The organism is Paenibacillus sp. MAHUQ-45 (assembly GCF_058133325.1).
In genome coordinates, this window is record NZ_JBYUPV010000005.1 from 1,695 (window position 1) to 27,783 (window position 26,089).

Genomic DNA, 26,089 nt, shown 5'->3' on the forward strand with positions numbered 1-26,089 from the left:
TCCCCATACGGGAGCGTGGATTGAAATAAGTATATTGCGGAACGGCAGAACTGGTCTATTGACGTCGCTCCCCATACGGGAGCGTGGATTGAAATAAGTATATTGCGGAACGGCAGAACTGGTCTATTGACGTCGCTCCCCATACGGGAGCGTGGATTGAAATAACGTCAAGTTACTGAACAGATCGCCCATTGAATGTCGCTCCCCATACGGGAGCGTTGATTGAAATGCCACAATATCTGCAACTCCAGGAGGGACTTTCCGTCGCTCCCCATACGGGAGCGTGGATTGAAATCAACGCTGATAGTGTGCCTTGGGCTGGTGTGGCGTCGCTCTCCATACGGGAGCGTGGATTGAAATCACGGTCATTCCTGGCGTATCATCAATGTAGATCGGGTCGCTCTCCATACGTAAGCGTGGATTGAAATAACATATGAAAGCAACATCGAAATCACCACTAAGTCGCTCCCCATACGGGAGAGTGGATTGAAATGCTGACCCCAACGTGGGTGACGCGTGAGTTGAACTCGCCCCCCATGCGGGAGTATGGACTGGATCCAACCCGGAGTTGATTCCCAATTAACGGCATTTTTGTACCTTAATTCCCCCTTTTTGAGGATAATAAGGGATATAAGGGCATTTTTGTAGTCTATTTTCCGGGAAAATCCCTTTAAGACATAGAACTGAGGATTTAACGTACAAAATTGCCCTTAATCTAAGCCGAGGCGCAGATGCGTCCGATTTAGGGTACAAAAATGCTGTTATTTGCATTTTGGTGGTTTTAAATTGTTTTAAAAGAAGATAGCTCTCTCTAACAGCCGAACAGCGACCGGAAGTCCAAACAGTCCGTAGTTGTGACGATCGTGCCTTCCGTCCGGTTCTTAAAGTAGTGACACCGTGCCTTCCGTTTGCTTCTTAAGTTTGTCTTATATAGAACAGTCCCTTTATACCGAACACTCTTCCAATTTCATCCTAATATTCTTTTCTTGGCTATTGATATTGGGTATAATTGATAAGGATATAACTTTTATCACAATGAATATGGGAGGAAGTAGATTATGGACTGGAAGGTTTTGTTTTTCTTACATATGATCGGGACTCTGGCGTTGGGATTTTATCTAGTGCTGCCTTTTATTCTTGGCCGTGCGGAGAAGCTGTCACCGGCTGCCAAAGAAGGGACGCTTAGTGCGATTGGCGGTTTTAATCGTTTTGCCCAGTACGGATTGGTCATTCAACTGCTGACTGGTGGTTACATGATGACTAAAGGCGAATACTCCGTACCGTGGATGATAATCGTGGTTGTGTTGTTGCTGGCGATGTTTGCCCTGGGGGGCATTATGAGCAAGCCGTTGCGTCTTGCCGCCGCTGGTATGCGCGAGAATCGCGATGTCTCGGGCGAGACCGGGAAAATTCGTACTCTGAGTGCGTTGTTAACGGTGGTTCTGTTATTGATGGTATTCTTCATGGTGTACAACCAAATTATCTAGTTCTGTTAGGTTTTCTCAAGTTGCGATATATGGAACAGAATGAAAGCGGATAAAAGACCGTTACTTGTGAGCAATGGCTGACGAGAGACGGTCTTTTTGGTATGGAAAATTATAAATACTGTAATCTCCCTTGTTGATCAACTATGTTTGATTCACCCGAAGTGAGGTAAATAACATTACGAAAAGGCTGGAAAAACTGTCAGTGATGCATAAACATGAACCCTTGAGTCATCCTAAGACGATCAGATTACATCCAATTGCACAGCGAAAGGAGACAGGGAAGATGACAAATAGCAAGCAGCCCAAGAAGACTTTACCTCCGCAGGAGCAGCAAAGCCAGCCCGGTATCGAGAGTCAAATGAATCCACGTCCCCAGTATGAGCCAAAGGGTTATAAGGCAGCAGGCAAGCTGCTGGGCAAGGCAGCGTTAATTACTGGAGGAGACAGTGGAATTGGCCGCGCGGTGGCAGTTCTTTTTGCCAAGGAAGGGGCTGATGTGGTCATTTCCTACCTTAATGAACATTCGGATGCAGAGGAGACCAAACGCCAGGTGGAACAGGAGGGGCGCAAATGCATCCTGATCTCCGGGGATATCGGCGTAGAGGCCTTCTGCCAGGATTTAATCAATAAGTCTGTGGACGGTCTTGGAAAACTGGATATCCTCATCAATAATGCCGCAGAGCAGCATCCGCAGGATAAAATTGAGAATATTACCTCTGAGCAGCTGGAGCGGACGTTCCGGACGAATATTTTCTCCATGTTCTATTTGACTAAAGCAGCCATGCCGCATCTAAAAGAAGGCTCTACCATCATCAACACGACATCCATTACCGCTTATCGCGGAAGCCCGCAGCTGCTGGACTATTCGTCTACCAAAGGGGCGATTCTCAGCTTTACCCGCTCGCTGTCTGCCAACTTGGCCGACAAGGGAATTCGGGTCAATGCGGTCGCGCCTGGTCCGGTCTGGACTCCGTTGATCCCATCCACTTTTGATGCGCAGCAGGTCAGTGAATTCGGGTCCACTCAGCCGATGAAACGTCCGGGACAGCCAGAAGAGCTGGCACCGGCTTATGTCTATTTGGCCTCCGACGACTCCACGTATGTGACCGGACAGGTTATTCATGTCAACGGTGGCGAGGTTGTTAACGGCTAAGCATGTTTGGAGGTTATAACAGGAGCGTCTATCCTATCCTTAAAAAGGATTTGGAGAGGCGCTTTTTGATGTGCAGTGGGAGGCGTGAATTATAGATGGTCAACCTGTCAAATTTTAAGTAAACCCTTTCATCCGAGACTTAATATGATATTATATTAATTATAAATAGACCTGAGACAACCTGGACTGAGAGGAGCCTGATGAAGCATGCAGCAATTTGAAGACAGTATTTATAACCTGATTGTAGAGACCTCCACGAATCTGCCGGGTGATGTTCGCCGGGCCGTTGCCAAAGGACGTGCACTTGAGGACCGTGCGACTCGCTCGGGGCTGGCACTTGCCACGATTGCGCAAAATATCGGCATGGCGGAGCAGCAGGTTTCGCCTATCTGTCAGGACACAGGCATGCCTACCTTTATCATCCACACACCTGTGGGGATCAACCAGATCGAGATGAAGAAGGATATCTTCAGTGCTGTGCAGAGAGCGACCAAGAATGGCAAGCTACGACCGAACTCAGTAGACTCGCTCACCGGGGAGAATAGCGGAGATAATCTTGGGGCCGGAACGCCGGTGATTCATTTTGAACAATGGGAAGAAGAAGGCATAGATGTCAGGCTCATTCTTAAAGGTGGCGGCTGCGAAAACAAAAATATTCAATACAGCCTCCCTGCCGAGCTGGAAGGGTTGGGGAAGGCTGGACGTGATCTTGACGGCATCCGCAAATGCATTCTGCATGCGGTGTATCAAGCCCAGGGTCAAGGCTGTAGTGCCGGATTCATCGGTGTTGGCATTGGCGGCGACCGCACAACAGGTTATGAACTGGCGAAGAAACAGTTGTTCCGCAAGGTCGATGATGTCAATCCGTTGGAGGATTTGCAGAAGCTAGAGGACTATATCTTGGAGAATGCCAACAAGCTGGGCATTGGGACGATGGGCTTTGGCGGGGAAGTGACGCTACTGGGCTGCAAGGTTGGTGTGATGAATCGTCTTCCTGCCAGCTTCTTTGTCTCTGTTGCCTATAACTGCTGGGCTTTCCGGCGGCAAGGGGTGTTGGTCGATCCAGCTACGGGCGGAATCACAGAATGGCTCTACGAGAGTGGAACAGGAATCTCTGTGGAAGATGGCACCGAGGCTGCAGTTCCTGTAGCGGTTCTGTCGGAGACTTCCGAAGCGGGCAGTGTCTCTGTGCCAGCGATCTCCTCAAGTCACGGAGTAAGTAGCGATGTGGAACGCGTGAATTCTGGGACATCTGCAAGCGGCTCACGTGAAGTGCGTCTTACGACGCCAATCAGTGAAGAGGATGTTCGCAGCCTGCGGGTCGGAGATGTGGTCATTTTGTCAGGCGAGATGCACACTGGACGTGATGCGCTGCATAAATATTTGATGGATCACGAGGCGCCGGTGGATCTCGATGGTGCAGTGATTTATCACTGCGGTCCGGTTATGCTTAAGGATGAGGAAGGCTGGCATGTGAAAGCGGCGGGCCCGACCACTAGTATCCGCGAGGAGCCTTACCAGGGTGAGATTCTGAAGAAATTTGGTATCCGTGCTGTTATCGGCAAGGGTGGCATGGGGGCCAAAACGTTGCAGGCGCTACAGGAGCATGGTGGTGTATACCTCAATGCCATTGGCGGAGCTGCGCAGTATTATGCGGAATGTATCAAGAAAGTTAACGCTGTAGATTTCATGGAGTTCGGCATTCCGGAAGCCATGTGGCATCTGCAGGTAGACGGCTTTGCAGCGATCGTGACGATGGATGCTCATGGGAACAGTCTGCATGCTGATGTAGAGAAGGATTCAGCAACCAAGCTGGCCCAATTCAAGGAACCGGTATTCCAGTAAGTTTCTATATAGCCCGATGATAACCTTGTTATATGTGGATGCCTCACGCATAGCGACGGACTCAGCGGGCTTTCTTATTCATTTGCGGGGGAGGAAAACAGATGTCACCACACTATGTAAGGAACGGGCTCCAGACGATTACACCTTATTTTATTGTATCTAATGCGGACCGCTTGGTGGATTTTGTAGTGCATTGTTTTGAAGCCCGGATCATCGATATGCTGCGCAGTGACGACGGGCGGATCAAGCATGCCGAACTCCGCATCGGGGACTCGATAATCGAATTATCCGAAGCCAATCAGAAGTATCCGCCAGTGCAGCAAACCATTCATCTCTATGTTAGTAACGTGGACCAGACCTATCAAAAATGTCTTGAGGTTGGCGGGATCATTATTGATGAACCGGTGGATAAACCATACGGTGAGCGGGGGGCCGGCATTAGAGACCCCCATGGCAATCAGTGGTTTATCGCGACTCGTACACAAGAATAAGGGCCTCCCAGTAGAGGACAAGCAAGAAGGACATCGCTGCAGGATTTTCTGCGGAGAAGGTCCTTCTTTATTTTGGTTTTTACATTGCGTTAAAACTTAGCTTGTATAATGAACAGAATTGAACTGGTATTTTAACAAAAATGAGGTTAGGATTGTTTTTACAGAACTTATGTTAAAGAAAGAGGAAACTAATTCATGAAACAATTTCGTATTCGGCTTACAATCATACTGATGACACTTATCGGGATCTCCATGATCGGTGCCGGATTTACGATGGCGCATCTCTTCCGAGAATCGCATATTTCTGCACTCGAGGAGAACATGTCCCGGGAAATAAAATTACTGTCAGGCACGTTTCAATTCAGGGAAATGGATAGCCCGGATGCTATGACCTACTACACCGAGCAGGCTAGACATATCGCAGGATTGACTCAATCCAGAATTACCTTCATCACCAAGGATGGCAAGGTAATCGGGGATTCGGAGAAAGATCCGCTGCAAATGGACAACCATTCCAATCGGGAGGAAGAGGTGCTTGCTGCCAAGGAAGGCATAGGCCGTGCCATTCGTTATAGTGATACTTTGAACAAAACAATGATGTATGTTGCTGGTGCCGTTAATTCCGATCAAGGTTTTCACGGATATATTCGTCTATCCATGTCCCTGGATGCGGTGACCGAAGGGCTGAACCGGGCCTGGATGATTATGGCTGGCGGTCTTGTCCTTCTGTTCATCGCCGCTACCTTTGTCAGTTACAGGGTGGCGTCCAGCATGACCTCGCCGATCGAACAGATCACGAGGGTGGCAAGGCGCATCACGGATCTGGACTATGACGCCCGAGTGCCGATGAAGCGTAAGGATGAGGTTGGACAGTTGGCCAAAGGGATCAATGCCATGGCGGATAGTTTGCAGAACCAGCTCAAAACGATCCGTGATAACGAGGATCTGCTGCAAAGTGTACTCGACAATATGACCGGCGGCATCCTGATGGTTAATGAAGAGGGCGAGATTGCGCTATTGAACCGGGCTGCCGAGCGTATGCTGGATGTCAGCAACAACGAGATGGCCGGACAGCCTTACCAGGAGCTGAAGCGTCATTACGAGCTAACCAAACTGGTGGATGAGGGTGTCTCCCGCAGGGAGCCGATTCATGAGGAGCGCAGTATTTATAATCCGACAGAGCGCATTGTGCGGCTGGATGGTGTACCGATGATGCAGGATGGCTCGTACAGGGGCATGTTGTTCCTGCTACAAGAGGTTACGGATATACGCCGTTTGGAGAAAATGCGCAGTGAGTTCGTGGCGAACGTCTCCCATGAGCTGAAGACACCGGTAGCCGCAGTTAGAGGTTTTGCGGAGACCTTGCTGGGCGGGGGCGTTACAGATGAGAAGACCGCACGTTCGTTCCTTCAAATTATCTATGATGAGAATGAACGATTGAATCGTCTGATTGGTGATATTCTGGAATTATCCAAAATCGAGTCCAAACGCGTTCAACTGGAATGCTCGCCAGTTCATGTTATTGAATTCTTCGACTCTGTACTAGAGACGATGAGCAAAGTAGCAGAGAAGAAAAATATTAGCCTCAGCGCCACAGTGCCGCCGGAGCTGTTCATCGAGGGCGATGAAGACAAGCTGCGTCAGATCTTTATGAACCTGTTGTCTAATTCCATCAACTATACCCAAGACGGAGGAAATGTGAAGGTAACCGTTGTTAACCGGATGGAGGGCGACGGCACCGAGAAAGTCATCTTTGCGGTCAGCGATACCGGGATGGGCATTCCACGCAAGGATCTGCCGCGTATCTTCGAACGCTTCTACCGGGTGGATAAAGCCAGATCCAGAAGTTCCGGTGGTACCGGTCTTGGATTGTCCATTGTGAAACATCTCGTGGATTTGCACCGCGGCAATATCAGTGTTGAGAGTGATCTTGGCATTGGAAGCACATTTACTGTTGAACTTCCGCTGCTTCAGGATCATGAAGGGTAAGAGCAGGTACAATTAATCGCTGAGCGTTTCTATCTTTTTTACACCAAGTTAACATTTTGGTGATATGATGGCATTGTTGCTGTTTTGTAAAATTTAAAACATATGAATACGGGGGAACTTATGGCACAACGATTGCTTGTCATTGAAGACGAACCGACGCTGGCCCGCCTGTTGTCCTACAACCTGACACAGGAAGGCTATGAGGTCACGGTAGAGGATCATGGAACCGCAGGATATGACCGTGCGACCCGAGAGCCCTTTGACCTCATCGTACTGGATTTAATGCTGCCTGGAATGAACGGTATTGACATCCTTGATAAATTGCGTGGTCAAGGCATCCGTACACCGGTTATTGTGCTGACCGCCAAAAATGCAGAAGAAGATGTTGTCCGTGGACTGAAATCCGGAGCTGATGACTATATAACAAAACCTTTTGGCGTCTCGGAGCTGTTGGCACGGGTCAGCGCAGTGCTGCGGCGGATTTCCGGTCTGGCAGAAGAGGTGCCGGCGGAAGCGACGGCGTCTGCATCCACCATTATTTTGGGACAACTCGAGATTTATCCCGAGCGATACGAGGTTTCACTTGGTGGACATAGCATTAACCTGCGTCCGAAGGAATTTGAAGTGCTGTTGTATTTGGCTCGTAAGCCGGGGGTTGTGCTTACACGTGACGATCTGATGAACGCGGTGTGGGGCTTCGACTATATCGGCGGACAACGGACAGTTGACGTGCATGTCAGCTCTCTACGTAAAAAATTGGAGCTTGATCCCGAGTCGGTGCATATTGATTCGATCCGTGGAGTTGGCTATAAACTTGTTGTGAATAAGAAAAGGGCTCCTGTCATATAATTGACGGGGGTTCTTTTTTGCGTCTTATTTTACAATGCGTTAACAATTCTCCACAACTCTATTTACACTGCCCGGGTATCATGAGGTACGAAGATGATGAGAAGGAGACGCAAAACTAATGAAATCCATCATTGACATAGAGAAATTAGATCTCTATTATGAATCTTTTCATGCGCTAAAGAATGTGGAGCTACAGATCCCGGAGAAACAGGTTACTGCCTTTATCGGGCCTTCCGGCTGTGGTAAGTCTACGCTTTTGCGTACCTTAAACCGAATGAATGATATGATTCCTGGAACACGTATTGAAGGTAAGGTTAAGATCAGCGGTCAAGATATTTATAGTGACGAAGTTGAAGTGGAAAGCTTGCGCAAGCAGGTCGGCATGGTATTCCAACAGCCCAATCCTTTTCCAAAGTCCATTTATGACAACGTGGCCTACGGTCCTCGTCTGCACGGAATCCGTTCGAAGAGCGAGCTGGATGGCATCGTAGAACAGAGTCTGCGTCAATCTGCTCTTTGGGAGGAAGTCAAAGATTTCCTGAAGAAATCCGCGCTTAGTCTATCTGGGGGACAGCAGCAACGTCTCTGCATTGCCAGAGCACTCGCTGTGCAGCCTGACATCCTGCTCATGGATGAAGCCACCTCAGCACTCGATCCGGTATCCACACTTAAGATTGAAGAGCTGGTACAGGAACTGCGGGACAAGTATACGATCGTTATGGTTACACATAACATGCATCAGGCGGCACGCACTTCAGGACGAACAGTATTCTTCCTGAATGGTGTGATTGTAGAGGCGGCAGATACAGAGCTGCTGTTCTCGAACCCTAAGGATTCACGCACGGAAGACTATATTTCGGGACGCTTCGGTTAATCTGCTGATCATGCGGGACTTGAAGTGACATCTCACATACCACCTGAGGAGGATCGCTCTGGATATGATTCAAAGAAAAGAATTTGATAAGGACTTGGAAGAACTGCGCAGTCTGCTGCAGCAGATGAGTGAGCATGTTACAAATGCGCTCGAAGGTGCGATTTCCGCTCTGCAGAACCTCGATACTACGCGGGCTCAGGAACTTGTGAAGGCTGATTTGCGCCTTAATGCCATGGAAGACCGGATTATGGAGATCGGATCTAGATTGATCATTACTCAGCAGCCAGTTGCCAAGGATCTGCGTCGCATTATCGTTGCTTTCAAAATATCGAGCGATCTCGAGCGGATGGGCGATCTGGCGATTGATGTCGCCAAGGTTACGATGCGCATTCAGGGACAACAATTGATCAAGCCACTGGTAGACATCCCGCGTATGGCTGAGATTGTCAATGGAATGATCAAGGAATCGATCGTTGCTTATCTGGATGAGAACACGGATCTGGCCTACAAAATGGCTCAAGACGATGATCAGGTTGACCACCTCTATAGCGCGATGATCACTGAACTGTACAGTTTCTTGACAGAGAAACCGGATGCACTGAATCAGGTGATGTTGCTGACGCTGGTGGGCCGTTATATCGAACGGATTGCCGATCATGCCACCAACATTGGTGAAAGTGTAGTATATCTGGTTACAGGTAAACGCCCTGATCTGAATCAATAATCGTTAATACGGGAATACAGAATAGATGAACCTTTATGAACGCCGGCCCCCGCCGGCGTTTGTTCTATTTACAGATCTCCTTTCAGTGAAAGGCGAAATCGTTTCGTCTTCGTACGGCCATATGTTAAAATGGTGAAAGTATGCAACATAAAAGGGTGGGTGCAACAATGGAAAAATTGATTCTTATAGATGGTAATAACGTTATTTACCGGGCATTTTTTGCAATGCCTCCTCTAACGAATACGGCCGGACAGCAGACGAACGCCGTGTACGGGTTCACAACGATGCTGTTGCGTCTGATTGAGGAACATAAACCGACTCATATGATCGTGGCCTTCGATGCGGGCAAGATCACGTTCCGTCATGAGGGGTATCAGGAGTACAAGGGCGGCCGGCAAAAAACGCCGCCGGAGCTGTCTGAACAGTTCCCGTTGCTGAAAGACCTGTTACGCAACCTCGGCGTGCCTCAGTTCGAGATTGAGAGCTATGAGGCCGACGATATTATCGGCAGTATCTCCCGACAGGCAGACGAAGCGGGTCGTGAGGTCATGATCGTCTCGGGGGACAAGGATATGCTGCAATTGGCTTCGGAACATACAACCGTTGCCTTGATCCGCAAAGGTGTTACTGAAATTGAGCTGTACGGTCCGGAACAGATTCGTGAGAAATATGATCTGACACCGGAACAGATTATTGATCTTAAAGGGCTGATGGGTGATGCCAGTGACAACATTCCTGGCGTACCAGGTGTTGGCGAGAAGACTGCACTGAAGCTGCTGCATCAATTTGGCTCCGTGGAAGGGGTTATCGCAGGCACCGGAGAGCTGAAAGGCAAGATGAAGGAGAAGCTGGAAGCTCATGCGGATGATGCCATCATGAGTAAGAAGCTGGCGACGATCTACCGTGAAGTCCCGCTGGAGCATGGCTGGGAAGATATGGTCTTCACAGGGCTAAACCGCGAGACTGCAGGCCCGGCGCTGGCAAAGCTGGAATTCAAATCACTGCTGGAACGCTTGTCACTGAGCGGCAGCGCGCCTGCTTCAGAAGGAGAAGAATCTGCGGAGGCGCAGGAGGCTGAGCTTGAGATTACCATCGTAGGCGAGGATAAACTGGGCGATTTGATTACAGCACTGCCGGGTATCTCTGCACTACATGTGGAGTCGAACGGGGACAATCCGCACCGTGCCGAAGTGATTGGCATCGGGCTATCGTCGCTGGATCGGCATTATTATGTGCCATTTGCTCTGCTGCAAAGTCCGGCTGCTGCGAAGCTGCGGGATTGGCTGGGGGACGAGCATACCCCGAAGAGCGGCTACGACTTGCATCGCGCCGATCTGGCCCTGCACTGGCAAGGCATTCCTTTTGCCGGGGCGGCGAAGGATGTACAGCTGGCAGCCTATTTGCTTGATCCTACGGAAGCTAATCAGGATTTGAGCGACCTTGCGGCTAAGTACGGCCTGCCACGCCTGGCTACGGACGAAAGTGTATTCGGCAAAGGCGCTAAATACAAGGTGCCAGAGCTTGAGGTTCTGGGCCATCATGTCGCGCGGAAGAGTGCAGCAGTGCTCGGCATTGTTCAGAAGCAGGATAAGGAACTGGACAAGACAGCTATGAACGGCTTGTTCGACGATCTGGAGATGCCTCTTTCACGCATTCTGGCCGATATGGAGAAACAAGGGATTGCCGTGAACAAGGAGGATCTGAAGGAGCTCGGCAAGGAATTCGAAGCTCAGATCGCTAAACTTGTCGCAGAGATTTATGAGATCTGCGGAACGGAATTCAACCTGAATTCACCGAAGCAGCTTGGCGAGATTCTGTTCGTGAAGCTGGGGCTGCCTGTCGTCAAGAAGACGAAGACCGGATACTCTACGGATGCCGAGGTGTTGGAGAAGCTAGCCCCTTATCATGATGTTGTGCGGCTGATCCTGCAATACCGGACAATTGCCAAGCTACAATCCACTTATGTGGAAGGGTTGCTCAAGGAAATTTCACCAGACACGGGCAAAGTTCATACGTTCTACCGCCAGACGATTGCGGCAACTGGCCGACTCAGCAGTCAGTACCCGAACTTGCAGAATATCCCGATCCGCTTGGAGGAAGGACGCAAGCTCCGCAAAGTATTTGTCCCTTCGGAGCCGGGCTGGTCGATTCTGGCCGCGGACTATTCCCAGATCGAGCTGCGGGTCCTGGCGCATATCTCTGACGATGAGCGGCTGAAGGACGCTTTTCTACATGACATGGATATTCATACGAAGACCGCGATGGATGTCTTTGGCGTGACCGCCGAACAAGTGGATAGCAACATGCGCCGCTCCGCCAAGGCAGTAAACTTCGGTATCGTTTATGGCATCAGCGATTACGGCCTATCGCAGAATCTTAATATTCCGCGGAAGGAAGCTGCCCGATTCATCGAGCAATATTTTGAAGTATTCCAGGGTGTGCGTCGTTATATGGATGAGATTGTGGTGGAAGCACGGAAGAATGGCTATGTTACCACACTGTTGGAACGCCGTCGTTATCTGCCGGAGATTAATGCCAGCAATTTCAATCTGCGCTCCTTCGCGGAGCGTACAGCAATGAATACACCGATTCAGGGTACAGCCGCAGATATTATCAAGCTGGCGATGGTCCACATGGACAAAGCGTTATTCGAACGCGGATTGAAGAGCCGCATGCTGCTGCAGGTACACGATGAGCTTGTGTTCGAGGTGCCGGAGGAGGAGCTGGAGCTGATGAAGGTGCTGCTGCCTGAGGTGATGGAAGGCGCACTACAACTCTCGGTACCGCTCAAGGCAGAGGTAAGTTATGGAAGTAACTGGTATGAGGCGAAATAGAACCCCCGCGTGCCTCTGATATCCGGTATAATGGAGTTGAGGTGAGAACTATGCCGGAATTACCGGAAGTAGAAACAGTGAAGAGAACACTTAACGAATTAGTCAAAGGAAAGCAGATACAGCACGTCACTGTCCGCTTGGCGCGGATTATCCAGCGCCCGGACGATACCATGGCCTTTGCCCATATGCTGGCGGGTCATACCATTGAAAGTGTGGAGCGTAGAGGTAAGTTTCTGCGGATTTTGCTGGACGGTCTTGTGCTGGTCTCCCATCTACGGATGGAAGGCCGCTACGGGCTGCATGGCAGTGATGAACCGCTGGACAAGCATACACATGTCATTTTCCATTTTACAGATGGCACCGAGCTGCGGTATACAGACGTGCGCCAATTTGGCACCATGCACCTGTTCCAACCAGGGGAGGACCTCAGTCTGCCGCCGCTAAATAAGCTGGGAGATGAGCCACTGGAGCCTTCTTTTACCCCGGAACGATTCAGGAAGATTGTGTCTGGCAAAAGCACCAAAATCAAATCCCTGCTGCTGAATCAGGAATATGTGGTTGGCATTGGGAATATCTATGTAGATGAATCGCTGCACCGTGCGGGTATTCACCCGGAGGACAGCCCTAAAGCGCTGAGCCGGGAACAGCTCGACAAGTTGCATCATGCGATTGTATCCACGCTTACGGAAGCCGTCAATGCTGGTGGCTCCTCTGTCAAATCATATGTGAACGGCCAAGGGGAGAGCGGTACCTATCAGCAGCAATTGCTGATCTACGGCCGTAAGGACCAGCCATGTGCCGTCTGTGGAACATTGATTGAGAAGAGCGTAGTCGGCGGCCGTGGGACGCATTATTGTCCTAACTGCCAGCGTGTTAGCTCAGTTCAGGCTAAGTAATCAATTCTTTTAACCGGCTTGCCGGGTCTTGCCTGAGTTCTCTAGGTTTTACATTGAACTTCATCCCAAGCTGCAGATGGTTGACACCCTCAATTCGTCCCGCCCATATACTGTGTGAAGAATGCTCTAATCAAGCGAACGTTCTGCCTGTGTAATCTTACTCGGTCGGACGGTTCTTCACGGGAGGGATTGCGGGTGCTCAGCCCATTTTTATCATTGCTGTTATTGGCGTTGGCCCTGAGTCTGGATGGATTTGGTGTAGGCATTACATATGGTTTGCGAAAAATGAAAATACCGCTGCTCTCGATCCTGATAATCTCGTTATGTTCTGGCATCGTCATCTATGTCTCCATGCAGGTTGGCGTATTGCTGGCACAGGTGGTATCGCCCAGTATCGCTTCGAGAGTAGGTGCAGTTATCCTTATCCTGATGGGCTGCTGGTCACTGATTCAATCGCTGATCCAGAAGGAGAAAGAGGATCTGAGTGCACAGCAGCAGGAAGAGGACACCGCGCGGATCTCCGCAGTCAATATCTCTGGGCTCTCGTCCGAAGACGAATATGGAGAGGTGGCTGCTGATTCGGAAGGTTATGATGATGACCTCGCTCAGCCAGTGAAACCGGCGGTATACTCACTGGAGCTGCGGCGGCTCGGCATCGTGGTCCAGATCCTGCGCACCCCTTCCTCTGCGGATCTGGATGCTTCGGGAAGCATTTCGCCGCTAGAGGCCATGGTACTTGGAATCGCTTTGTCGCTGGATGCGTTCGGTGCAGGACTGGGTGCCGCACTGCTGGGGTTCAACCCGGGTTGGACTGCGGTGACGATTGCGTTGTTCAGCGGCAGTTTTCTGATCATGGGGATGAAGACAGGATTCAGGTTCGCTGGCAGCTCCTGGATGAGTCATGCCGCTGTCCTGCCTGCGTTAATGTTGATTGTAATGGGAATAATGAAGCTGTTATGAGGTGAGTACATGATCATGGGCTTAACCGGAGGTATTGCATCTGGAAAAAGCACAGTGTCAGCACTGCTGGTGAACAAGGGAGCACAACTGGTAGATGCCGATGTCATCGCCAGAGAAGTGATGCTACCCGGACACCCGGTGCTGGCTGCCGTCGTTGAACATTTCGGAGAGGATATTCTGTACCCGGATGGTACGCTCGACAGAGCGAAGCTCGGGAACATTGTCTTTCATGAGCCTGAGGCCCGCCAGAAGCTGAATGGCCTGACCCACCCGGCGATTCGTCAGGAGATCAAGGATCGGATGTACCGCATGGAGCAGGAAGCGCCGGAGACGCTGATTGTGGTAGATATTCCGCTGCTGTTTGAGTCAGGGCTGGAAGGTCTTTTTCAGGACATTATTGTAGTATATGTGCCCCGTGAGATTCAGTTGGCGCGGTTAATGGAACGGAACAGTCTTACACAGGAGCAAGCGGAGAGTCGTCTGCAATCGCAGATGGATCTTCAGGAGAAGACGGGCAGAGCGAGCTACGTCATTGACAACAGCAGGGATCTTGAGCATACTGAGGCCCAGGTTCTTGCTTTGTGGGACAGGCTGGGGTTGTCATGAGCTGGCTGCGCAAAAAAAGAGTCCTGCTACTCCTGTTCATCGGCTTTACAGCGATACTGTTCCTCAGCACGAACTGGATGTCGTGGTTTTATCCGATTCAATATAAAGAAGAGATCCGTGAGCACAGCACGACCTACGAGATTGATCCGTTCCTTGTAGCGGCGATTATCCGGGTGGAGACAAACTTCAAGACTGGAAAAGAGTCGAAAAAAGGGGCGATTGGTCTTATGCAATTGATGCCGGATACGGCTAAATGGGCCATGGAAAAGGCCAAGCTCCCCGATGTCTCGCTGGATCGACTGAAGCATGAGCCGTCCGTCAATATTGAGCTGGGGACTTGGTATCTATCCTCGCTGTCCCGTCAGTTTGACGGCAATCTTACGGCGGTCATCGCTGCTTATAATGCCGGTCCGGGTAACGTCCAGAACTGGCTGAAGCAAGGGACCTGGGACGGCACGGAGGAGAATGTGAAGGATATCCCGTTTGGAGAGACGCGTCATTATGTGCAGCGGGTGATTTATTATCATAACCAGTACATGGATATCTACAAGGGATTTTAGCTATATATATCAAAAGAAGTATTAAACAGCCCGTGAGCCGTTTAATACTTCTTTAGTCAAGCTATAGGCAGATTAGTGAACTTGACCTGCCAGTTGTTGTTCAGCCAGAGTTACAAGACGTTTAGTGATGTAACCACCGATCGAACCGTTTTCGTAAGAAGTTTTATTGCCATTGTATCCGTCTGCAGAAAGCGTGATACCCAATTCTTGAGCAACTTCGTATTTCAATTGTTCCAAAGCTGCACGGGAATTAGGAACTACCAGGTTGTTGGAGTTGTTGTTTTGGCCCATTGCTGTTCACCTCCTATCGGTTGGTAACTGTATTATGTGCCGGACTTGGCATATTCATAACATCAAACAAACGGTGATTTATGGAAAAAAGTATCGGGCTCTAATTAGCCAGATGTGTACCGGAACGGGACGCACACTATTTTGCAAAAGGAAGTGATTAAGCTTATGAAATGCCCTTACTGCGATCATACAAATACCAAGGTGCTTGATTCACGTCCGGCCAACGAGAATAAGTCCATCCGCCGTAGGCGAGAGTGTGAGCGCTGTAGCAAGCGTTTCACAACGTTTGAGATGATCGAAGAGACTCCACTCATCGTGATTAAGAAGGGTGGCAGCCGCGAGGAATTCAGCCGTGATAAAATCCTCCGCGGATTGATTCGCGCCTGTGAGAAGCGCCCTGTGCCTGTAGAGCGCCTGGAGGTCATCGTATCAGAGGTTGAGAAGACTCTGCGCGGCATCGCCCTGGCCGAAATCGAGAGCCGCCAGATCGGTGAGCTCGTGATGGAGCAGCTCTATCCGGTCGATGAAGTAGCATATGTCCGCTTTGCCTCCGTGTACCGTCAGTTCAAGGATATCAATATGTTTATGAAGGAACTGAAGGGCCTGCTCTCCAAGACTACGGGTGAGTTGGATAGCATCTAGGCATATAGGGGGAGTCTTGCGGAATCGCTGCTTAATTGGAGATAACTTCTGCAGGCTTTAGGAGCGACTAAGATGTTAGATAATTGGAAAAATAGCCCGCCACATTAACTTGTGGCGGGCTATTTGGTTTTTTCACCAATGAAAGATAAATTCAATTATTGAGCGTACATGTTATTCCTCGGACATCGGAGTATGGTAAATGTGGAGACTAATTCGGGTCATCTCGCTGGTGGATTTTGCGAAGTCGGACCCAATCCATTTGGCGAGAGCATTATATAGCGCCCCGGCTTTAAAGTATATACGGTACTTATTTTCGTCGGTTGTGTCATGCGCGTTAGACAGCATCATTTCATTCAAGCAATCTAAAATGATGTAATCTAACTTGGCACTTTGAAGGGCTCTGTAGATATTGCGTTGCTCATAAATCACTTCAAAAAGCACGCTGATAAACTTCTCAGGTTCTTTGGCTTTTCCTGTTAATTCATTGGTGTAAGGCAAGAGCTTTTGATTAATCTCAAAAATAAGCGAATCGACTAAATCCACCAAGATATCCTGTTTGGAGGAATAATTGTTGTAGTAGGCCGTTCGAGAGACCCCGGCGCGCTTCACAATGTCAGTGATGCTGATTTTGCTAAAGGGCTGCTCCTGGATCAAGAAGACTAATGCTGTGCAGATGGCTTCTCTGGTCAAGCGATTGGTTTCTTTATTGGAAGAATGCTTAGATGTGTTCGGACTGTATAATTCATGATTTGCGATGACATTTCCCCTCCATTTGTACGTTCTGGCGTTACTTTTATTGTTTTTCATGATTCTTTTCAATATGCTTAAACCATATGGCGTTACAAATGTAATGTCAAAATTGTTGTTAGGTAAGCCTAGTGGGAGGAACTAACCCTAAAAAGCGAAGATGAGGGGCTCCCTCCTCAACTAACGGCATTTTTGCACCTTATTTTCCTTTGATATGGGCAAATGAGGGAAATAAGGGCATTTTTGCACCTTATTTTTCGGAAAAACACGCTGGAGAGGTACTTCTGGAAGATTTAAGGTGCAATATTGCACTTAATTTCCACTAACCCCTCGCTGCAGAGGATTTAAGGTGCAAAAATGCCCTTAATTACGCTTCGATCCGAACTTAAGATCCTCACTTAATTTTCGGTCGTCATTACGGTGAATATTTGGACTTCCGGTCGCTGTTTGTTGTCTTCAGATTTCTTCGATTAATCCGCTTCTAGCGGTTAAAATCTGGGCACGGCTGAGGCTGTCGACGGGAGCTTGGCGATCGCTTTCGCTCCTACATTTCCGACCATTCCACTTTGTTCCTTCTCGCTTTTTGTTACTTTCTTTTGTTTATCTTATATATGTTTGTTTTTTATGCGTTCTATATAGTTAAATTGGGAGGGCATCATGTTAATGAACTTATACAGACGAGGGTCAGCAGTGCTGCTGTTGATCCTGGCATTCTGTGCTACCGTATTTATAGGCAAAGAAACAGTAATCTCTATAACGACGATTATCATTTTGCTGGTTGAATTAGGCATTTCATATCTACTTCTAAAGAAACGTGAGAAGCTGCATGTGCTGGTGATCAGCGCCATAGTAACAGAAGGTTTATTTTTGCTGACCAAGGAGTTCTGGCTGCTTGCACTTTCTATCCTTCTGCTGATTGTGGCGGGCGTATGGAGAGGACTTTTAGGACAATCGGTAAGAAGAAGAGTCACTGCGTTTCTAGTAGTTCGAAAATTGTTATTTAGTGTTGTTGTTCTTATCGTTACTGCATTTTGGATTATTGGAATTTATGCGAAGCCTATTACTAAGCCTGTGGCATTAGCAGCGAATGTTACGGCCACCATTGACGAACATAAACTGGATTCGGCAGCAGTGATGCTACAGGATATTGAAATGATGAACTCCTTTGGAAGCCGTACCACCGGCTCAGAAGGTCACAATAAGTTTATTGCATGGCTGGAGCAGCAGGTAACGAATATGGGGCTGACCGTGTACCGTGATCAATATACTTTTGACCGATGGGAAGAAAAGAGCAGCTCTTTGCTTATTGATCAGCAGCCGATTCATGTCTCTTCAGCTTTTCCTTATTCCGGGGAGACGGACGAGAAGGGTGTGACGGGGGAACTGGTATACACGGAGCGTGGTGAGTATGAAGAGGCCAGCGGCAAAATTGCAGTCGTAGAAATCGAAAATCTGAAGGATTTTCCGATCGGTATTGTGATGAACATGCGGGAAACATCGCCACAGCAGAACAGAATCGCACCAAGCGAAGGCGATCTTGTTCTCACTACGGCCTTAAAAGGAGCTAAGTTGGAGCTAGCGAAAGAAATGGGCGTGAAAGCTGTTGTTTTAGTCTGGAAAGAGGTATCGGACGAGAAGGTTGAAAAGCAATATGTGCCTTTTACGGACGCCTATGCTGGAATCCCAGCGGTCTGGGTCAATGATTCAGAGGGGCAAAAGGTGATTAGCGCAGCTAAGGAGCATAAAGAAGGTACAGTGATTTTAGAAGCAGAGGAGCAAAAAAACGCACCGACGGAATCTTTTTATGTAAAAATTAACGGGAAAAATAAAGATGAAGCAATCATCATCAACACTCATACGGATGGTGTAAATGTCGTGGAGGAGAATGGCGCCGTAGGCATGCTGTCCATGATTCGTTACTTGCAGCAGGAGCAGCCGGAGCGAACGATGATCTTTGCTTTTGTGACCGGACATTTCCGGTTGCCGGAGTTCAAAGGGACTTCTCAGGCGACGTCCACCTGGATGGAGGGGCACCGTGAGCTGTGGGATGGCGAGAACGGCCATATGAAAGCTGTAGCCGGAATTACGGTCGAGCATCTAGGCAGCATGGAATGGAAGGACGACGACACGGGGCAGTATGGCCCGACGGGACGTATAAGTACAGAATATACCTATGCAGGTAATGAGATGATGGCGGCGATCTGGCAGAAGGCTGTTGAGCAGAGAGAGAATGCACGGACTGTAATTCTACGCGGACATAACAAGTTTGAATTCGGAGAGAGCCAACCTCTTTTTGAAGCAGGTATTCCTGTGCTTGGGTTCATTCCCATGCCGGATTATTTGCTGATGAATAGTGAGAACAGAGAGATGGACAAATTTGACGTGAAACTCATGCATTCACAAATTGTATCGCTGCTGAAAGCAGTTAAGCTGGTGGATGAGACGGAGGCAGACAAGCTTGGGGTGTCGGATGGGTATTCATTTTTCTATGGTCGAACTAAATGACTGTGGAGAATCGATTGAGGCAGGCTGGGATCGTGTTGCCTTCTGCGAGTGAACCTGCTGCTAAATACGCCAATTGTGTGTTGGTTAATGGATTTTTGTTTGTATCTGGTAAAGGACCTTCAAGCAAAGCTAAAGGGAAGTTAGGTCAGAAGTTCACAACAGAACAAGGATATAGGTATGCACGCGAGACTGGACTGGAGATTTTAGCTGTCGTCAAAGATTTTATCGGTTCGCTCGATAAGGTTAAACGGGTGGTGAAAATCCAAGGGTTTGTCAACGCAACGGGTGAATTTGAAGAACATCATAAGGTGTTGAATGGCTGTTCAGATCTTCTGAAAGGCATATCCCTTGCGGATATGTCTTTTGTGATTGAGTGTTCCAAACTATAGATGGTAAAATAATTATATGGAGTATTAAATTTGAAATAAGCATGAAGGGAGGATATTCCCATGCCACATAGAAACATTCGCTACGTGCTGCTGGTTGTTTTCCTTTTAAGTATGCTGATGCCGGCTACAGTCATTGCTAATGGAGGACCGTTATATTTTCCGGCTGATGGTTATGGTCTTCTGAGGCTGGATGAGCAGTCCAATATTAGCTTGGTTCGTGAGAAGATTGTTTATACGATGTCCAAAGGTTCCAATGACTATGGAAACAGTGCTGAAGTAAGCGTGGAATATGAACTCCATAATAAAAACGGTACAAACAAGGATATTGAAGTTTTATTTCTGACGCCATCTAGAGAGTCATTAACCGTATCAGAAGGAGACGAGCTTATTCCAACGAGTCTGGCACCTGAATTACGACCGGTAAACTGGAAGCCTCTGGTGAAAAATACAGTCATAGAGCCTTTAAGTGGCAAGGAATTAGTCCTATCTCGCTATGAGGGCGGTCATAGCCAGGCACAAGGAACACGGTTTCCCTTATCTTTCAAAGAGGGTGAGACAAAACATATCGTTGTTCGTTATGTGGAGCAAGGCGGCATGTATGATAAGGGCGTTATTAATATGATTTATTCGCACTTGTACTATTTGACGCCTGCTGAGTTTTGGGAAGGGAAGCCACAGGTCGAGCTGGAAGTGAAGCTGTATTCGCCTGACAGCAAGCTGCATTCGAATTTATTGATGGAGCAGACGGGGCCGACTACGTATAAAGCAGTTTTTAATGAACTGCCTAGTGAGGACTGGTATTTCTCATACATCGTCCCGAAACGCCTGCTTTTTCCTACGAACATAGAGAAGGACCACAATCTGATGGTGCTTGGCTCAGTCGTTTTGTTGACGGTGATAGCGGCAGTGCTTGCGCTTTATTTTAAGAAAAGTTTTCTGTTCACAATAGGGTCCATTTGCATTTTGTCATTCACGATCTATTATATATCCAAAATGGGCGGTTACCCATTTAACTTTATTTTTGTTACTTTTATCGATGTATTGGTGGGGGCAGGTCTTCTGACATGCCAGATTTGGATCTGGAAAAGGAATAAGCGTTAACTCCTGATTTCGTTAAAAGATGACAATGAAGCAGCATTGAACCAGGGTGTGCTATGAGGATCGGTGTAGTTTATTGTATTTGGTGGTAAAAACAGACCAGAGTCAGCGGGCTGCTTCTGGTCTGTAAGGCGCGTTACAACTGATGAGCTTTCACCCACGAAGCAAGAAACTTGAGCTTTCCGTCAAAATAACCATCATCCTGCCAGGCTCCCCATATAGCGCTTCGACTGGTATGCAGACCCATGAGCCATATTTGTCTAGCTGCGACAAACACGGGAATCATCGCAAGATCCTCCTCGCTTAAGGGACGTTCCTCGGTATAAGCTTCAAGGAATAGACGCCAGCATTCGTCCTCGTAGCTGCGGCTATCGGGATCGCCGTGGATGCGGTCCCATAAAAATACAGACAGATCATATGCGCGCCACCCAAATCCGCAGCAGTCAAAATCAAAATGGGTCAGGCTGCCGTCGGCTTCATAAAATACATTCCAGCCATGAAGATCACCATGGCATGCTCCCCAATCATAGCTTTGGCCTGAAGCAGCTGCCAGCCGAGCTTCCAATCGGCCAGAGATTTCCTGTACCAATTGCACGTCAGCCGGGCGATGCTGTAGAAATGGAAGCAGCTGCTTGAGCGGTTCGCTAAGCAAATGCTGTGCATTTAGCTGGAAGCGTTCATGCTTCGGCGTATAGTGATCCATCGCTTGATGAAGCTGAGCGACAGATTTTCCAAAGAGTACGCTGGTGGTAGGGTCAACCTTGCCTATCCCTTCCGCAAAGGTGAACAAAACTGCAAAACGCTGCCCCTCCGGCGCGTGAAGCTCTGTCAGCCAATGCCCGTCATGTCTGGCAATCGGATAGGAAATCGGGAGGCCGCATCCTTTTAAGTAAGTTAAAAGATCCAGTTCAAAGCGGATCTCTTCTTCAGTTCTCCATTGATGCTTATAAATGCGCAAAATATATTTTCCTTGTTCGGTGTCGACTGCATAAGTGTCATTCAGGCCGTTGGATAGGAAGCGGGTGTTTATTGGTTGTCCGATTGGGTATAAAGTGGCTATCGTTTCAAATAGCTGTTCTTTGTCAAATAGAGTGTGCAGGGGCGAAACATGAATCATAGGGCAATATAAAATAAAGAAATGATCCCAAGCCAATTTTGCTTGAGGGTCATTTCTTTGTCTTGATTATACTCGCCGTACAGAAAGCTTCCTCCAGCTCACCATTATGGCTAGCCTCGCACAGCTCCTCGATCGTGATCGGACCGGACGCTCAACAACCTCAAAGTTTCAATGACGAAGCAGTTGGATAATGGAATCGGGGGTAACAACGTTCGCGTATCGATTTTTTAGTACAACTGGTCGATTGCTATTAACAGTTATTACAGCACTTGCTATACGAATGCAGTAATAAAACTAAAACTGTATGCGATATCTGTCTAAAGTCTTGATTAGATTGTTCGTAAAAAAGAGAAGAGATGTTATACTATGTATCCATGGTACTACGGTGGGACTGTTGAATTTCGTAACTATGTTAAAATAAATACGTTGGATCTATAGTGAGAGGATTGAGTAAGTAGTGTTAAATAATTTTTGGCGTGATTTACCTCGGCCGTTTTTTATACTTGCACCAATGGAAGATGTAACGGATATTGTTTTTCGGCAGGTAGTAAGTAAAGCAGCTAGACCTGATGTATTTTTTACGGAATTTACAAACACGGAGAGCTATTGTCATCCTAAATTGCGTTATGGTGTACGGGGACGTTTAGCATTTACGGAAGATGAACAACCAATGGTGGCACATATTTGGGGGGACAAGCCTGAATATTTCAAGGAAATGAGTATTGATATGGCCAAGCTTGGTTTCAAAGGTGTGGATATCAATATGGGTTGCCCCGTGCACAATGTTGCCAGAAAAGGTAGGGGAAGCGGCCTTATTCTGCGTCCAGATCTTGCGGCAGATATTATTCAAGCTGCAAAAGCGGGAGGATTACCAGTCAGTGTAAAAACTAGGCTTGGCTACTACGATATAGAGGAATGGCGGGTTTGGCTAACCCATATTCTAAATCAAAATATTGCTAATCTGTCTATTCATCTGCGTACAAAAAAGGAAATGAGCTTAGCAGATGCACATTGGGAACTGATTCCGGAAATTAAGGAGCTTCGTGATCGCATAGCACCAGACACCCTTTTGACAATCAATGGGGATATTCCTGATCGAGAAACGGGCTTAAAGCTTGCTGAGCAATATGGTGTGGATGGGGTAATGATCGGGAGAGGTATTTTTCATAATCCGTTTGCTTTTGAACAAGAGCCGAGGGAACATAGCAGTGATGATTTGCTTGAGCTTCTAAGATTGCATCTGGATCTTCATGACAAATATGCACCAGAATTAACGTTACGTCCGTTTAGAGCACTTCTACGATTTTTTAAGATCTATGTCAAAGGATTCCGAGGGGCTAGTGAACTATGCAATCAATTGATGAGCACGAAGTCAACGGATGAAGTGCGTAAGCTTCTTAATGCTTTTGAAAAGAATGCTGATGCTTTGATTGAAGAGAATATAAATGAAGAAGTCACTAAGAACTAACACAAACGGCAGAAATGCCGTTTTTTTTATTTTCACAATTTCTTGAATGCGCATTATATCTTGTCTCACTTCACGTGGTCAGTTTAGGTGGCGATGTTTATTAGCCCTGCTTTTTTTGTTATTTCGACAGCACTCGATAATTTGTGAGAAATTTGTGAGAAGCGCTTGCTAGAATATATTGCGATAAAGAATAGGGAGGAATAGGACATGATGGTGATCTAGAGATGAACTTTTCTTATTTAGACGATCATCTCGATAATGTTGGAACAATGGCTGCGGGTATGAAGAAACTATCTATATGCAATCTCTTGGATCGAATGTGAGTTACATTACACGAAGCATGCTACAAGGAGGCAAAGAAATGCGACAAAAAGCAAAGCAAATTATAGCTTGTGTACTGGTGTTCCTGCTCATCGCGGAAATGCTGCCTGCACTGTCTGGCGAAAAAGCCCATGCTGCAAGTAGTGGCATCATCACTACAGTAGCGGGTAATGGTGAAACTAGCTATATGGGAGACGGAGTGGAAGCGAATTTACCTCTCGTCAGATTTTATAACCCACAAGGACTAGCTTTTGACAGCGCCGGGAATCTGTATATTGCAGACTCCCAAAATAATAGAGTCCGTAAAGTGGATAAATCAGGGATCATCAGTACGGTTGCGGGAACGGGTACCTCGGGCTATTCGGGAGACAATGGACCAGCGAAATCGGCCAAATTGAGCTATCCTACAGGTTTAGCTGTGGATAGCAGCGATAACCTGTATATTGCTGATACAAGTAACGAGCGAATTCGGAAAGTTGATAAGTCAGGGAATATCAGCACGGTAGCTGGTAATGGTTCTTTAGGCTATGCAGGAGACGGAGGGCTCGCGACCTCTGCCAAATTGAACGAGCCGCATGGATTAGCCTTTGACAGTAGCGGGAATCTGTACATAGCAGATACGTATAACCATCGAATTCGAAAAGTCGATAAATCAGGCGCAATGAGCACTGTTGCAGGTGCGGGAGAATACGATGGTTACAGCGACGTAGGCGATGGAGGAGATGCGATCTCTGCTAAATTAGCATATCCATATGGAATGACTTTTGATATCAATGACAATATGTATATCGCAGATAATAATACTTTTCGTATACGAAAGGTAGATACGTCGGGGAAGATCAGTACGGTAGCAGGCGATGGTACTAGTGCCAGTACGGGAGATGGTGGAGATGCGACGTTAGCCCAATTAGTAGGTCCCCGAGGAATTGCTAAGGATAGTAATGACAATCTGTACATCCTGGATGGAAATCAGGTTCGGAAAGTAGATGTGACATCCGGGAAGATCAGCACGATAGCAGGAGGTATTACGGGCGGCTATTCGGGAGACGGTGGACCGGCAACCTCTGCTAAATTATTTATACCGCAGGGCATAGCAGTGGACAAGAGTGGAACTGTTTACATTTCAGATACTTTAAACCAACGAATTCGAAAGGTGGCTGACGGCTACACCGTTAGCTTTAGTTCAAATGGAGGAACAGGCACAGTGCCTGATCCCATGACGGTGTCCCCAGGACAAGCTTCACCAGCGCTGCCGAATGGCACGGGATTAACCGGACCGGCAGGAAAGAAGAACTTTGACGGTTGGAGTACTAAAGCAGATGGAAGCGGAACTAGCTATGAAGCGAATGCAAGCATCAGCAACGTGACATCAGACATTAGACTGTATGCCAAGTTTAGCAATGCTTATACCGTCACCTTTGATTTAAATGGAGGAACAGGTACAGTACCGTCTTCCATAAAGATAGGCGACGAACCTATTTCACCACCGTTGCCAAATAACACGGGATTCACAGGACCGACAGGAAAGACCTTTGGCGGTTGGAGTACCAAGGAGGATGGAACCGGACAGCGGTATTCGCCAGGAGTTCGCATCCCCTATTTGACATCAAACATTACGTTATATGCCATGTGGTTCGAAGTGTATACCATCACTTTTGACTTGAATGGAGCCACGGGTACCGTTCCGCCTCCTATGACGGTGCTTAAAGGAGAAAAGTCATGGCCATTACCGGAAGGCACAGGAATTATTGCTCCACCAGGAAAAGAATTTGACGGTTGGAATGTGCAGGCGGATGGGCAGGGGAACCGATATGTACCAGGTTTAACAATCTCCGTCTTGTCTGATATGACGCTATATGTTGATTGGTTTTCGAAAAAACTGCCCACATACAACGTACATTTTGATTCGCAAGGTGGTTCTGCAGTAGCGGCTCTTAAGAAAGTGGTTGAAGGATCAACCATCAGTGCGCCGACAGTGCCGACCCGGACAGATTACACCTTTGGGGGCTGGTATAAGGAAGCAACGCTTGAGAATGCGTGGACTTTCGCTACAGATATTGTGACGGAAGATGTTACGTTATATGCAAAATGGACCAAAGAAGTGAAGGTGCCTGCACCAAGTTTTGAGCCTGTACCAGTTCCACGTCCAGGCACTGGGCCGGGGACAACAGGAATCCCAAATGTAACGCCAGGAACCGGGAATCATCTAGTGGTAAAAGTGTCCTCGACTATGATTGAAACGC

23 protein-coding genes are annotated in these 26,089 nt (G+C 47.9%); 19 read left to right on the top strand and 4 right to left on the bottom strand.

Annotated elements, in window-relative coordinates; translation table 11 throughout:
• Nucleotides 1-294: 294 nt before the first annotated feature.
• Nucleotides 295-504 carry a hypothetical protein gene (locus AC3Y23_RS12745; RefSeq protein ID WP_379199374.1) on the bottom strand — a complete coding sequence of 70 codons (210 nt, stop codon included), beginning with the start codon at nucleotides 502-504 and terminating at the stop codon, nucleotides 295-297.
• Nucleotides 505-1,058: 554 nt separating this feature from the next.
• On the opposite strand from AC3Y23_RS12745, the gene AC3Y23_RS12750 reads away from it, so the two are divergent.
• From AC3Y23_RS12750 to AC3Y23_RS12810, 13 genes are all read left to right on the top strand, one after another.
• On the top strand, nucleotides 1,059-1,487 hold the full coding sequence (locus AC3Y23_RS12750; RefSeq protein ID WP_379199376.1) for a hypothetical protein: 429 nt from the start codon (nucleotides 1,059-1,061) through the stop codon (nucleotides 1,485-1,487).
• 283 nt (nucleotides 1,488-1,770) lie between these two features.
• On the top strand, nucleotides 1,771-2,640 hold the full coding sequence (locus tag AC3Y23_RS12755; RefSeq protein WP_379199378.1) for an SDR family oxidoreductase: 870 nt from the start codon (nucleotides 1,771-1,773) through the stop codon (nucleotides 2,638-2,640).
• A 207-nt stretch (nucleotides 2,641-2,847) separates the two neighbouring features.
• The gene (locus AC3Y23_RS12760) at nucleotides 2,848-4,485 is read left to right on the top strand and encodes a fumarate hydratase (RefSeq protein ID WP_379199380.1); all 1,638 of its coding nucleotides are present in this window, start codon (nucleotides 2,848-2,850) and stop codon (nucleotides 4,483-4,485) included.
• Nucleotides 4,486-4,586: 101 nt separating this feature from the next.
• Nucleotides 4,587-4,976, top strand: a complete 390-nt coding sequence (locus tag AC3Y23_RS12765) for a VOC family protein (RefSeq protein ID WP_379199382.1) — start codon at nucleotides 4,587-4,589, stop codon at nucleotides 4,974-4,976.
• Nucleotides 4,977-5,171: 195 nt separating this feature from the next.
• A complete protein-coding gene (pnpS, locus tag AC3Y23_RS12770) occupies nucleotides 5,172-6,965 on the top strand; it encodes a two-component system histidine kinase PnpS (RefSeq protein WP_379199384.1) in 1,794 nt (597 codons plus the stop codon).
• 120 nt (nucleotides 6,966-7,085) lie between these two features.
• Complete coding sequence (locus AC3Y23_RS12775) at nucleotides 7,086-7,814, top strand: response regulator transcription factor (RefSeq protein ID WP_379199386.1); 729 nt, start codon at nucleotides 7,086-7,088, stop codon at nucleotides 7,812-7,814.
• A gap of 118 nt (nucleotides 7,815-7,932) precedes the next feature.
• Nucleotides 7,933-8,688, top strand: a complete 756-nt coding sequence (gene pstB / locus AC3Y23_RS12780; RefSeq protein ID WP_379199388.1) for a phosphate ABC transporter ATP-binding protein PstB — start codon at nucleotides 7,933-7,935, stop codon at nucleotides 8,686-8,688.
• 64 nt (nucleotides 8,689-8,752) lie between these two features.
• Nucleotides 8,753-9,412 carry a phosphate signaling complex protein PhoU gene (gene phoU / locus AC3Y23_RS12785; protein WP_379199390.1) on the top strand — a complete coding sequence of 220 codons (660 nt, stop codon included), beginning with the start codon at nucleotides 8,753-8,755 and terminating at the stop codon, nucleotides 9,410-9,412.
• Between the two features lie 167 nt (nucleotides 9,413-9,579).
• Nucleotides 9,580-12,246, top strand: coding sequence for a DNA polymerase I (polA, locus tag AC3Y23_RS12790; protein WP_379199392.1), 2,667 nt, complete (start codon nucleotides 9,580-9,582; stop codon nucleotides 12,244-12,246).
• A 50-nt stretch (nucleotides 12,247-12,296) separates the two neighbouring features.
• Nucleotides 12,297-13,142 carry a DNA-formamidopyrimidine glycosylase gene (mutM, locus tag AC3Y23_RS12795; protein ID WP_379199394.1) on the top strand — a complete coding sequence of 282 codons (846 nt, stop codon included), beginning with the start codon at nucleotides 12,297-12,299 and terminating at the stop codon, nucleotides 13,140-13,142.
• 195 nt (nucleotides 13,143-13,337) lie between these two features.
• Nucleotides 13,338-14,102 (top strand): manganese efflux pump, encoded by a 765-nt coding sequence (locus AC3Y23_RS12800; RefSeq protein ID WP_379199396.1) that lies wholly within the window; start codon nucleotides 13,338-13,340, stop codon nucleotides 14,100-14,102.
• 9 nt (nucleotides 14,103-14,111) lie between these two features.
• Entirely contained in the window at nucleotides 14,112-14,708 is a 597-nt protein-coding gene (gene coaE, locus AC3Y23_RS12805; protein ID WP_379199398.1) for a dephospho-CoA kinase, read from the top strand.
• Nucleotides 14,705-15,268, top strand: a complete 564-nt coding sequence (locus AC3Y23_RS12810; protein WP_379199400.1) for a lytic transglycosylase domain-containing protein — start codon at nucleotides 14,705-14,707, stop codon at nucleotides 15,266-15,268. The genes coaE and AC3Y23_RS12810 overlap by 4 nt, the downstream gene beginning before the upstream one ends.
• A 72-nt stretch (nucleotides 15,269-15,340) precedes the next feature.
• Here AC3Y23_RS12810 and AC3Y23_RS12815 read toward each other — a convergent pair whose 3' ends face one another.
• Nucleotides 15,341-15,559 (bottom strand): alpha/beta-type small acid-soluble spore protein, encoded by a 219-nt coding sequence (locus AC3Y23_RS12815; RefSeq protein ID WP_066374239.1) that lies wholly within the window; start codon nucleotides 15,557-15,559, stop codon nucleotides 15,341-15,343.
• 165 nt (nucleotides 15,560-15,724) lie between these two features.
• Between AC3Y23_RS12815 and nrdR the strand changes: the two genes are divergently transcribed.
• Nucleotides 15,725-16,201, top strand: coding sequence for a transcriptional regulator NrdR (gene nrdR / locus AC3Y23_RS12820; protein WP_379199403.1), 477 nt, complete (start codon nucleotides 15,725-15,727; stop codon nucleotides 16,199-16,201).
• Between the two features lie 171 nt (nucleotides 16,202-16,372).
• Here the strand turns inward: nrdR and AC3Y23_RS12825 are convergent, their stop codons facing one another.
• Entirely contained in the window at nucleotides 16,373-17,008 is a 636-nt protein-coding gene (locus AC3Y23_RS12825) for a TetR/AcrR family transcriptional regulator (RefSeq protein ID WP_379199405.1), read from the bottom strand.
• Between the two features lie 597 nt (nucleotides 17,009-17,605).
• On the opposite strand from AC3Y23_RS12825, the gene AC3Y23_RS12830 reads away from it, so the two are divergent.
• Genes AC3Y23_RS12830 through AC3Y23_RS12840 form a run of 3 tightly spaced genes read left to right on the top strand, consistent with a single transcriptional unit; the run spans nucleotide 17,606 to nucleotide 20,943 of the window.
• Nucleotides 17,606-19,453 (top strand): hypothetical protein, encoded by a 1,848-nt coding sequence (locus AC3Y23_RS12830; RefSeq protein ID WP_379199407.1) that lies wholly within the window; start codon nucleotides 17,606-17,608, stop codon nucleotides 19,451-19,453.
• Nucleotides 19,450-19,842 carry a RidA family protein gene (locus tag AC3Y23_RS12835; protein WP_379199409.1) on the top strand — a complete coding sequence of 131 codons (393 nt, stop codon included), beginning with the start codon at nucleotides 19,450-19,452 and terminating at the stop codon, nucleotides 19,840-19,842. Before AC3Y23_RS12830 ends, AC3Y23_RS12835 begins: the two co-directional genes overlap by 4 nt.
• Before the next feature lie 60 nt (nucleotides 19,843-19,902).
• Nucleotides 19,903-20,943, top strand: coding sequence for a hypothetical protein (locus tag AC3Y23_RS12840; RefSeq protein ID WP_379199411.1), 1,041 nt, complete (start codon nucleotides 19,903-19,905; stop codon nucleotides 20,941-20,943).
• A 133-nt stretch (nucleotides 20,944-21,076) separates the two neighbouring features.
• Here the strand turns inward: AC3Y23_RS12840 and AC3Y23_RS12845 are convergent, their stop codons facing one another.
• Nucleotides 21,077-22,057: a homoserine kinase gene (locus AC3Y23_RS12845; protein ID WP_379199413.1), complete on the bottom strand. Its 981-nt coding sequence runs from the start codon at nucleotides 22,055-22,057 to the stop codon at nucleotides 21,077-21,079.
• A gap of 511 nt (nucleotides 22,058-22,568) precedes the next feature.
• Between AC3Y23_RS12845 and AC3Y23_RS12850 the strand changes: the two genes are divergently transcribed.
• Both AC3Y23_RS12850 and AC3Y23_RS12855 read left to right on the top strand, forming a co-directional pair.
• The gene (locus tag AC3Y23_RS12850; RefSeq protein ID WP_379199977.1) at nucleotides 22,569-23,525 is read left to right on the top strand and encodes a tRNA dihydrouridine synthase; all 957 of its coding nucleotides are present in this window, start codon (nucleotides 22,569-22,571) and stop codon (nucleotides 23,523-23,525) included.
• Nucleotides 23,526-23,886: 361 nt separating this feature from the next.
• The coding region (locus AC3Y23_RS12855) for an NHL domain-containing protein (protein ID WP_379199415.1) at nucleotides 23,887-26,089 on the top strand (2,203 nt) is incomplete at its 3' end.

What these genes read in the sequence shown, in the direction of transcription:
- AC3Y23_RS12775 (WP_379199386.1), top strand. Translation starts at nt 7,086, where the DNA reads ATGGCACAACGATTGCTTGTCATTGAAGACGAACCGACGCTGGCCCGC.
- AC3Y23_RS12765 (WP_379199382.1), top strand. Translation starts at nt 4,587, where the DNA reads ATGTCACCACACTATGTAAGGAACGGGCTCCAGACGATTACACCTTAT.
- AC3Y23_RS12755 (WP_379199378.1), top strand. Translation starts at nt 1,771, where the DNA reads ATGACAAATAGCAAGCAGCCCAAGAAGACTTTACCTCCGCAGGAGCAG.
- AC3Y23_RS12825 (WP_379199405.1), bottom strand. Translation starts at nt 17,008, where the DNA reads ATGAAAAACAATAAAAGTAACGCCAGAACGTACAAATGGAGGGGAAAT.
- AC3Y23_RS12750 (WP_379199376.1), top strand. Translation starts at nt 1,059, where the DNA reads ATGGACTGGAAGGTTTTGTTTTTCTTACATATGATCGGGACTCTGGCG.
- AC3Y23_RS12850 (WP_379199977.1), top strand. Translation starts at nt 22,569, where the DNA reads ATGGAAGATGTAACGGATATTGTTTTTCGGCAGGTAGTAAGTAAAGCA.
- mutM (WP_379199394.1), top strand. Translation starts at nt 12,297, where the DNA reads ATGCCGGAATTACCGGAAGTAGAAACAGTGAAGAGAACACTTAACGAA.
- phoU (WP_379199390.1), top strand. Translation starts at nt 8,753, where the DNA reads ATGATTCAAAGAAAAGAATTTGATAAGGACTTGGAAGAACTGCGCAGT.
- AC3Y23_RS12760 (WP_379199380.1), top strand. Translation starts at nt 2,848, where the DNA reads ATGCAGCAATTTGAAGACAGTATTTATAACCTGATTGTAGAGACCTCC.
- coaE (WP_379199398.1), top strand. Translation starts at nt 14,112, where the DNA reads ATGATCATGGGCTTAACCGGAGGTATTGCATCTGGAAAAAGCACAGTG.
- pstB (WP_379199388.1), top strand. Translation starts at nt 7,933, where the DNA reads ATGAAATCCATCATTGACATAGAGAAATTAGATCTCTATTATGAATCT.
- AC3Y23_RS12815 (WP_066374239.1), bottom strand. Translation starts at nt 15,559, where the DNA reads ATGGGCCAAAACAACAACTCCAACAACCTGGTAGTTCCTAATTCCCGT.
- nrdR (WP_379199403.1), top strand. Translation starts at nt 15,725, where the DNA reads ATGAAATGCCCTTACTGCGATCATACAAATACCAAGGTGCTTGATTCA.
- polA (WP_379199392.1), top strand. Translation starts at nt 9,580, where the DNA reads ATGGAAAAATTGATTCTTATAGATGGTAATAACGTTATTTACCGGGCA.
- pnpS (WP_379199384.1), top strand. Translation starts at nt 5,172, where the DNA reads ATGAAACAATTTCGTATTCGGCTTACAATCATACTGATGACACTTATC.
- AC3Y23_RS12840 (WP_379199411.1), top strand. Translation starts at nt 19,903, where the DNA reads ATGCCACATAGAAACATTCGCTACGTGCTGCTGGTTGTTTTCCTTTTA.
- AC3Y23_RS12810 (WP_379199400.1), top strand. Translation starts at nt 14,705, where the DNA reads ATGAGCTGGCTGCGCAAAAAAAGAGTCCTGCTACTCCTGTTCATCGGC.
- AC3Y23_RS12835 (WP_379199409.1), top strand. Translation starts at nt 19,450, where the DNA reads ATGACTGTGGAGAATCGATTGAGGCAGGCTGGGATCGTGTTGCCTTCT.
- AC3Y23_RS12845 (WP_379199413.1), bottom strand. Translation starts at nt 22,057, where the DNA reads ATGATTCATGTTTCGCCCCTGCACACTCTATTTGACAAAGAACAGCTA.
- AC3Y23_RS12830 (WP_379199407.1), top strand. Translation starts at nt 17,606, where the DNA reads ATGTTAATGAACTTATACAGACGAGGGTCAGCAGTGCTGCTGTTGATC.